Here is a 7,853-nt window from a genome sequence, read left to right as displayed (position 1 = left end):
GCCGAGGGAGGTGCGACGGGGTGAGCGGGGGGCCTGGGAGCCTGCTGGGCCGGCTGTGCATCCTGGGGCTCGTCGACGGAGATGCCGAAGTCGGTCGCGAGACCCTCGAGTCCGGTGTCGTAACCCTGTCCCACGGCCCTGAACTTCCAGGCACCCTGGCGCAGGTAGAGCTCACCGAGGATGAACGCGGTCTCGACGGTCGCGTCCGCGCTCTCGAAGCGCGCGATCTCGGAGCCGTTCGCCGTGTCCACGATCCTGACGTACAGGCCGCTCACCCGTCCGAACGTGCCCCCGTCCGCCGAGGCCGCCACCACGACGCGGTCGANNCGGCTGGTTGTAGAAGACGAAGTCCGCGTCGCTGCGTACCTTTCCCGACACGAGGAGGAGCGCCGAGGCATCCACGTCGGGTGTGCCGGGAGAGCTGCGCCAGCCCAGTTCGACCCGCACGGCCTGAGCCGGCACCGCGATATTCGTTCCTTTTTGCATGGTCATGCTCGCCCCCATCACGAGTCCGGCTGCCCGGAGAGTTTCCCGCCAACCTATTCCCCGGTCCACCGGGAGCCCAGTCACCCCGGCCTGGGGCTCACGGAGGGGACGCCCATCGCGAGGAGCGCGGTGTCGTCGTCGAGCCCCTCGCCGAACGAGTCCAGGAGCTCGGTGAGAGCGTTGACGGCACCGGGAGCCGAGACGGGTGCGAGGGTCCGCGCGAAGTCCAGGAGCGCTTCGTCGCCGTAGCGTTCGCATGTGCGCGGGGTACGTGCCTCGGTCAGACCGTCGGTGTAGAGCAGCAGAGTGTCACCGGGACCCAGGTCCACGGTGGCTGTGGTGAACTCGGCGTCCGGCACGACGCCGACCAGTTGACCGCCCGGCGTGGGTACGTAGTCGGCGCTGCCGTCGGCCCGCAGCAGCACGGCCGGGGGATGGCCGCCACCTGCCATGACGACATGGAATCCCCCGTCCTCCCCCTGGGGTGTGAGGAGGCCGAAGATCACGGTGCAGAATCGCGGTTCGTCCTCCTGGGACGCCTGGCTGAGCGCGGTGTTGAGGCTGGCCAGGACCATGGCCGGTACCGGATGGGAGACCGCCGCGGCTCGCAGGGTGTACCGCGCCAGGGACGTCACCACGGCCGCGTCCGCTCCCTTGCCGCGCACGTCCCCCATGAAGAACGCCCAACGTCCGGCGGCCGGCGGGAACAGGTCGTAGAAGTCCCCGCCGACCTCATCGGAGGATGCGAAGTGGTAGTGCGCGGCGACGTCCAGGCCCGGCACCGGTTGGAGAATCGGGGGGAGCAAGGTGCGCTGCAGGGTCGCGGCGAGGCGCTGCAGGCGTTCGCGGTCGCGCTCGGCCTCCTGCCGGGCTCGCAGGAGTTCGCGCTCATAGGTACGTCTGTCCCGGGCGTCCAGGAGGGTGGTGCGGATCAGCAGCGGTTCGCCGTCGATGTCCTGCTTGACGGTGGACGTGACCAGGACGGGCAGCCGGCTGCCGTCCGCGGCCTTGAGCTCCAGGGCGATGCCGCTGACCTCGCCCTGCATCCGCAGCAGCGGTGAGTAGTGCGTCTCGTGATACAGCCTGCCGCCGATGGTCAGCAGGTCGGAGAACTGTTTGTGGCCGACCAGTTCCTCGCGGCGGTAGCCGAGCCATTTCAGGAGGGTTCCGTTGACCTTGGCGATCCGCCCGTCCATCAGTGTGGAGAGGTAGCCGCACGGAGCGTTCTCGTACAGGTCCTCCACGCTGTCCTCCAGCAGAGCGGAGAACGACAGCTGTTCCTGGTCACGGTCCCCCGCCGCCCAGGACCCGTCGGCCTGGTCGCCGCCCGGGGACACCGTCACGGCCCTTGTACGAAGGCGATGATCGCCTCGGCCGTCTCCTCGGGGGCACTCAACTGGGGGCAGTGGCCCGTCGAGTCCAGAGTGACCAGTTCACTGCCTGGGATCTGTGCGTGGACGAAGGCACCCACCTCGCGCGGGGCGATGGTGTCGCGCGCGCTTTCGGCGATGAGCGTCGGCACGGTCACCTTGGCGAGGTCCGCCCGGTTGTCGGACAGGAAGGTCGCCTTGGCGAAGACCCGGGCGATCTCCGGATCCGTTCGGCAGAAGCTGTTGGTCAGCTCTTCGCCCAGTTCGGGACGCTCCGGGTTTCCCATGATCACCGGCGCCATCGTCGCGGACCAGCCCAGGTAGTTGCTGTCCAGCGACTCGAGCAGTTCGTCGATGTCCTGCTCGCTGAATCCGCCACGGTAGTCGCCGTCATCGATGTATGACGGCGAGGGGGTGAGGAGAACCAGCCTCTCGAAAAGCCCGGGCTCCCGCACCGCGGCAAGCACACCGATCATGGCACTGACCGAATGCCCGACGAAGTTCACGGGTCCGGGACCGAGCTCCTGGCAGATCTCGATCACGTCCTGCGCATAGGCGTCCAGGGAGGAGTACCGCTCGGCGCTCCAGGCAGACACATCGGAGTGCCCTGCACCCACATGGTCGAAGAGGACCACCTGGAAGTGCTTCTCCAGTTCGGGAGCGACCAGACGCCACAGGCCCTGATCGCATTCGAACCCATGGGCGAGCATCACCACCGGGCCGCCCTCCCGGCCCGTCACCGACACCCGGTTCCTCTTCCGAACGTCCATAGGAACATCCTGACACTCCTGGCGCGTGACGGCCTGATCTTCCGGAGGAGAGCCACGGACCAGCACTGATCACGTCGAGTTACCGCCGGCCGGAGCTTGCGGACGTCCGACGGCTCAGCGGTGATCGCCGCCGGCCCGGCGGATCCCGTCGGTGCTGTGAGCAATGTTGTCGACGCGAGCCGCGAGGTCGGGGTGGTCGGCCGTGAGATAGGCGTGGGTGTCGGCGAGTGGGCCGATGAGGTTGGCCGCGTCATTGTCGGCGAGGGCCTCGGCGAGACGGGCGAGGGGAGTGCGGGCCCGGACAGGGAGGTCGGTGAGGGCGGTGATCTGGCCGGCGAGCTGGCGCAGGCCTGCGGCGTTGCCCCTCGCCCAGGCGGTGACGGTGCGGTCGGCGGCACGGCGGCTGCGGGTGGCCTGTACGCGTTGTTCGCCGGTGGCTCCGGGGGCGCCGGGGCGTACGCGCAGGTAGCGCCGCTCCGCGGCCTGGCGGCTGGAGACACCCAGAGGGTGGGCCAGGTCCGCCCAGCTGGAACCCGCTGCCCGGGCCGCCTCGATCAGGCCGGGTTCCCATCCTGCGAGCTGATCGCGGAGTTCACGCAGAAGGAGGAGCGCGGCCAGGGCTTGGTCCGCACCGGCCTGCCCGTCCTCGGGGTGCGCTTCCGTCCGGGCGGTACGGACGGCCTGGTCCATCGCGTTCAGCGCTGCCGCGGCGGCGAAGAACGGGGTGTCGTCGCGGGGCTCGGCCGAGTCGGTCATGAAGGTCCCTCCCTGGGTGTCACCGTTAAGATGACGCCTCAGTTGTCATCGTTTCGATGACATGCTACAACGGTGGCACACGAAGCGCATTGGCAGTCACTGCCAGACCTGTGGAGGTGTTTTCGCTATGTTGATGCGCACTGACCCCTTCCGTGAACTCGACCGGCTCACTCAGCAGCTCACGGGTGCGACCGGCACCTGGTCCAGGCCTTCGGCCATGCCGATGGACGCCTACCGGGAAGGTGAGGAGTACGTGATCGTCTTCGACCTGCCCGGTGTGGACAAGGACGCGCTCGACATCGATGTCGAGCGGAACATGCTCACCGTCAAGGCCGAGCGGCGCCCGGTGGCCAGGGCGGAGGACGTGCACATGGAGCTCTCGGAACGACCGCTCGGCGCCTTCTCCCGACAGCTGGTACTGGCCGACACCCTGGACACCGAACGCATCACGGCCGACTACGAAGCAGGGGTGCTGACTCTGCGCATCCCGATCGCAGAGCGTGCCAAGCCCCGCAAGATCAGGATCGGCGGGGAGTCCGAGCACAAGCAGATCAACGGCTGAGGCAGGCGGTCACTCGACCCGCGTGGTGCGAAGGACGGGCACCGGCTTCCCGTACGTCCCGTTCTTCGCACCACGATGCGGCCGACCGCACGTTCTGATGCGGTGGGGGCGCGCAACCGAGGGTGATGTCCGAGGCGAAGCGGCCTCCCCCGGGCTCACGGCCTCCCATCGGTGACCCCCGATCGCATCTGAGCCCGCGAAAGCGTGGCCCCTCACAGATTCAGCCGGGCCGGCCTTCGCCCTCCCGTCGGCCCGCTCCGTAGGCGAACACCTCTCTGAACGAGAAAGGCAACCACACCGCGATGCTTCCGCTGCACGAACAGGCCACGGCCCGGGTCGGCATGACGTTTCTCCAGATGGTGGAGAGAATCCGGTACGAAGGCGCCTATCCGACGCGGCAGCGAGCCGAGGACGTCACACACGCCGTGCTGGCAGCGCTGGGCCGTCAGCTCACCGGCGAGGAACGCGTCGATCTCGCCGCCTGCCTCCCGGCCGAGGCCGCGTTCGACCTCACCAGCCAGGTCACGGACCGTCGCCCGCTCACCGGCTGGGGCTTCGTCAAGGCCCTGGCCGCCCGGACGGGCGGCACCCCCGCCACTGCCCGCTGGGACGCCGGAGCCGTCCTCGCCGTGATACGCCACCTGGCCGGCCCCGGCCTCCTGGACCGCGTCCTCGCCCAGCTCCCGCCCGGATACGCCCTGTTGTTCGGGCGTGCGGAACTCACTCAGGCCGCGTGACCGGCTCAGGCGGAAGCGTGCATGCAGGGCCTTCGGCGGTGAACTGACGACGGGTTCCGAACTGACAAGGGGCTCCGGCGACGACCTCGCCGGAGCCCTGTCCGCGTGCAGGCTGTCAGCCGGTCGGCACCGGCGCGGGACGGCCTGGCCGGCGGCCTGCTTCGCTGGCCGGTCGGGGCAGCCCGCTCAGGTCGAGCAGACCGTGAAGGCGTTCAGCGGGCAGGCCGGGGTTGGCTGCGGCCCCTTCGGCGTGCTCCGGGTCATCGAGGAGCGATGAGATCACGTCGAGGGGAAGGAGCGGGTTGGCGGCCGCCGCTCGTCGAACGCGCGGCTCGGGGTCGGCGAGCAGATGGAGCGGCGGCCGGGCAAGGCCGGCATCGGCGGCGGCCAGGGCCCGGACGTCGGGGTCGTCGTGGTCGAGCAGATGGTGCAGCCCGGTGCGGGGCAGGCGCGGAAGCGTGAGCAGGTAGGGGCGTTGGAGCGGCGTGGCGATGAAGGCGTCGAGGACGATCGCGGGCGGGGCGAGCGGGTGGTTGTAGGCGAGCAGGTGGCGCACGTCGGCCTCGGGGTCGCCGGCCAGGCGGTGCACGAGCTCCTCGGGCAGCCTGTGACAGCTCGCGGCAACGCGGCGCAGCAGGGGGTTCGTGGAGGCGGCGCACGTCTCGTACCAGCTGGTCGGCGGCTCGACGATCATGTCGTCGACAGCGCCGATGATCTCGGCCGTGTGGCCCGTGTTCCCGGCCGTGTGGCCGATGATCCGGTCAATGGCAGCCCGCTCCGGCCATGTTCGCGGCAGTGGGTGCAGCAGCGCTCGGGTCCGCACCCTGCTGTCCGGGTCCTGGGCCAGCTCTGCCAGGAGGACCGGATCGAGATCGGCCCTGGCTGCCACCCGCTCACGGACATCAGGATCGGGATCGCGCGCGAGGCGGGTGACGGCGTCGCCGGGCGTGTGGGGGTTGTGGGCGAGGGACCACAGGTCGCGCCGGTCCGCGAGGCACTGTGCGGCCACGGCGTGGGAGACGGCGTAGTTGGTGAGCAGGAGGCCCCGATGGTGGCAGCTCTCTTCCGGCAGTTCCTTCTCCATCGCCGTCGGGTCCAGCAGCCGGCTCTGTCTCAGCGCGGCTTCCCGCACGGCGGGGTCCGGATCACTCAGGAGCGCATCGCGCTGCCCGGGGGTGAGCCACAGCCACAATCCTGTTGCCTGGTAACGCAGTTCGGCGACCGGATGATTGAGCGTCCTGCGGCGGAACGCCGGTGAGATCTGCCCGGAGACCACCAGTTCCTGTCTGATTTCGTCGGCGGTGAGCAGTTGGCCCGTGCTGTCGTCGTCCTGCACGGTCAGCAGGTGCTCGAGGATTTCGTCAGGCAGCGCCTCGACCCTGCCCAGCCGTGGGCGCGGGCCTGAGGCAAGGGCCGAACGTACGAGGGCGTCCTCGTCGTTGACCAGTCGTCCACGCTGCTCCGCGGCCGCATGCCGGTTGCGGGCGAAGCGGCGGCGGATCGCGCGCTCGGGGTGGGCGAGCACTGCCTCGACGACGTCTGCGGGAAGTTCGCGCTCCTCGCAGAGGATCGTCCAGGTGGTGCGTGCCTGCTCGCTCAGCAGCCGGAGCAGAACGTCGGAGGGTGCGGCGGGGTTGGCTGCGACACCACGCAGCCACAGCTCGGCAGGATCGGAGGACATCAGGACATCGTGGCAGTGATCGCGGCCTGGGGCCACGGGCTGCGATGCCGCAGGTGTTGCCGCGGCATCGCAGCACCCTCGGCTCGAGGCGCCACAGGCCACTCGTCTCTCTTCGTGGGGCGAGACCCGCCGAGGGGGCGGGAAGTCAGGCGCTCTTCGTCACCAGCCCTCGGAGGAAACCCAGTTCGACCAGGTCCTGTGGTCGGATCCGCAGCTCGTCGGCGGTCGGGCCCGTCGCTGACGGTGGACGTTTGAGGATCGCCGCCGCCAGTTCGGGGGCGATCACCGAGAAGTAGCTGTCCGGTGTGGCCCAGGTGTTGCCGGGCGCGGCGAGCGCGAGTGCGCCACCCGAGCCGCCCTCGCCGATCACGAGCGTGGTCAGCGGTACGCGCGCCGAGGCGACCACCGTGAACAATTCGGCGATCGCCGATCCCGCCCCGGCCTGCTCGGCCGACGCGTCGTTCGCGGCGCCGGGGGTGTCGACCAGGGTCAGGACGGGAATTCCGAGCCGGTCTGCGAGCCGGATCAGCCGGGCCGCGGTGCGGTAGCCGGCCGGTCGCGTCGCTGTTCCGCACTGGGCCGCGTACGCGACGGTGCGTCCGTCGTGGAAACCGAAGCCGCACCGCATCCCGGTGTCACGGCCGCCGCACCGATCGCCGGCGACCTCGGCCCTCGATGTGAAGTAGGCGTCCAGGTAGGCGTCTGCGCGGGGTCGTCGGGGCGCGCGGGCCCGGGCGACCGCGTCCCAGCCGCTGGAGGGCAGGTCCGTCACGCCGAGGGCATGAGGCGGCGGAGCCGGGTCCGCCGGCCGGGGGGACGTCAGCAGCCGCAGCCGCAGTGCCAGTTCGCCGGGAAGCTCCCGCTGGGGTACGACAGCGTCGATGTGGCCCGCAGCGAGCTGGGCCTCCGCCGTGTACGCGGCGGGATCCGCTTCGGGCGGCCGCACACGGGACCCTGCGAAGGCCACCTGCGCGGCGGGCATCGCCAGGATCATGTCGGCCCCGGCGCCGAGCGTCGCCCACCCGCCGCCCGTGGTCGGATCGCGCAGCACGGTGAGCTGGGGCAGGCCCGCGTCCCGGGTGAGCACGATCTGTGCGGCCACCCGCTGGAGTTGGCTCAGCGCGCGGATTCCCTCCTGCATCCGGCTGCCGCCCGTGGCGACGAGGGTGACCACGGGCAGGCGGTACTCACGCGCATGGGCGTGGGCCGCCACGATCCGGTCGCCGGTGACCTCACCGATCGAGCCGCCCAGGAACCCGAACTCGAAGGAGAGCGCCACCACGTCGACGCCACCGATGCGGGCGGTGGCGCACACCACGGACTCCGTCTCACCCGTCCGCTCGGCCGCGCTGCGCCGGGAGGCGCCGTACCCCTTCCAGCCGAGAGGGCCATCGGTCTCGCCGGACACCGGGAGTGCGGGCAGCAGCGTGCAGTCACCGGCGACGGCCTCGAGGGCTTCGCGTGCCGACATGCGCGCCGGGCCTCCTGCGG

Annotated in this window: 8 protein-coding genes and 1 pseudogene; 2 read left to right on the top strand and 7 right to left on the bottom strand. The window is 70.5% G+C overall.

Annotated elements, in window-relative coordinates; genetic code table 11:
* The 5 genes and pseudogenes from BFF76_RS33845 to BFF76_RS17035 all read right to left on the bottom strand — a co-directional run.
* A pseudogene (locus tag BFF76_RS33845) lies at window positions 1-325 on the bottom strand (TerD family protein); the annotation flags it as partial.
* Between the two features lie 2 nt (window positions 326-327).
* Window positions 328-504 (bottom strand): TerD family protein (locus BFF76_RS33840; RefSeq protein WP_244167293.1); only part of this gene is annotated, 177 nt, incomplete at its 3' end.
* 62 nt (window positions 505-566) lie between these two features.
* The gene (locus BFF76_RS17045) at window positions 567-1,829 is read right to left on the bottom strand and encodes a PP2C family protein-serine/threonine phosphatase (protein WP_065848536.1); all 1,263 of its coding nucleotides are present in this window, start codon (window positions 1,827-1,829) and stop codon (window positions 567-569) included.
* Complete coding sequence (locus tag BFF76_RS17040) at window positions 1,826-2,626, bottom strand: alpha/beta fold hydrolase (protein ID WP_065848535.1); 801 nt, start codon at window positions 2,624-2,626, stop codon at window positions 1,826-1,828. Before BFF76_RS17040 ends, BFF76_RS17045 begins: the two co-directional genes overlap by 4 nt.
* 114 nt (window positions 2,627-2,740) lie before the next feature.
* Window positions 2,741-3,382: a hypothetical protein gene (locus tag BFF76_RS17035; protein ID WP_053930006.1), complete on the bottom strand. Its 642-nt coding sequence runs from the start codon at window positions 3,380-3,382 to the stop codon at window positions 2,741-2,743.
* 127 nt (window positions 3,383-3,509) lie between these two features.
* On the opposite strand from BFF76_RS17035, the gene BFF76_RS17030 reads away from it, so the two are divergent.
* Window positions 3,510-3,944: an Hsp20/alpha crystallin family protein gene (locus BFF76_RS17030; RefSeq protein WP_031096751.1), complete on the top strand. Its 435-nt coding sequence runs from the start codon at window positions 3,510-3,512 to the stop codon at window positions 3,942-3,944.
* A gap of 302 nt (window positions 3,945-4,246) precedes the next feature.
* Entirely contained in the window at window positions 4,247-4,681 is a 435-nt protein-coding gene (locus tag BFF76_RS17025; RefSeq protein ID WP_065848534.1) for a DUF2267 domain-containing protein, read from the top strand.
* Window positions 4,682-4,796: 115 nt separating this feature from the next.
* On the opposite strand, the gene BFF76_RS17020 is transcribed toward BFF76_RS17025, so the two are convergent.
* Together BFF76_RS17020 and BFF76_RS17015 are read right to left on the bottom strand one after the other, a co-directional pair.
* Window positions 4,797-6,362, bottom strand: a complete 1,566-nt coding sequence (locus tag BFF76_RS17020; protein WP_065848533.1) for a hypothetical protein — start codon at window positions 6,360-6,362, stop codon at window positions 4,797-4,799.
* A gap of 145 nt (window positions 6,363-6,507) precedes the next feature.
* Window positions 6,508-7,833, bottom strand: a complete 1,326-nt coding sequence (locus BFF76_RS17015; RefSeq protein ID WP_042836917.1) for a carboxyl transferase domain-containing protein — start codon at window positions 7,831-7,833, stop codon at window positions 6,508-6,510.
* Window positions 7,834-7,853 lie beyond the last annotated feature (20 nt).

It is taken from the genome of Streptomyces mutomycini (genome assembly GCF_001700505.1).
GTDB classification, from domain to species: domain Bacteria; phylum Actinomycetota; class Actinomycetes; order Streptomycetales; family Streptomycetaceae; genus Streptomyces; species Streptomyces mutomycini.
Note: the sequence above shows the minus strand (reverse complement) of the source record. Positions and strands in the feature narration are given on the sequence as shown.

What these genes read in the sequence shown, in the direction of transcription:
- BFF76_RS17025 (WP_065848534.1), top strand. Translation starts at nt 4,247, where the DNA reads ATGCTTCCGCTGCACGAACAGGCCACGGCCCGGGTCGGCATGACGTTT.
- BFF76_RS17030 (WP_031096751.1), top strand. Translation starts at nt 3,510, where the DNA reads ATGTTGATGCGCACTGACCCCTTCCGTGAACTCGACCGGCTCACTCAG.
- BFF76_RS17015 (WP_042836917.1), bottom strand. Translation starts at nt 7,833, where the DNA reads ATGTCGGCACGCGAAGCCCTCGAGGCCGTCGCCGGTGACTGCACGCTG.
- BFF76_RS17040 (WP_065848535.1), bottom strand. Translation starts at nt 2,626, where the DNA reads ATGGACGTTCGGAAGAGGAACCGGGTGTCGGTGACGGGCCGGGAGGGC.
- BFF76_RS17035 (WP_053930006.1), bottom strand. Translation starts at nt 3,382, where the DNA reads ATGACCGACTCGGCCGAGCCCCGCGACGACACCCCGTTCTTCGCCGCC.
- BFF76_RS17020 (WP_065848533.1), bottom strand. Translation starts at nt 6,362, where the DNA reads ATGTCCTCCGATCCTGCCGAGCTGTGGCTGCGTGGTGTCGCAGCCAAC.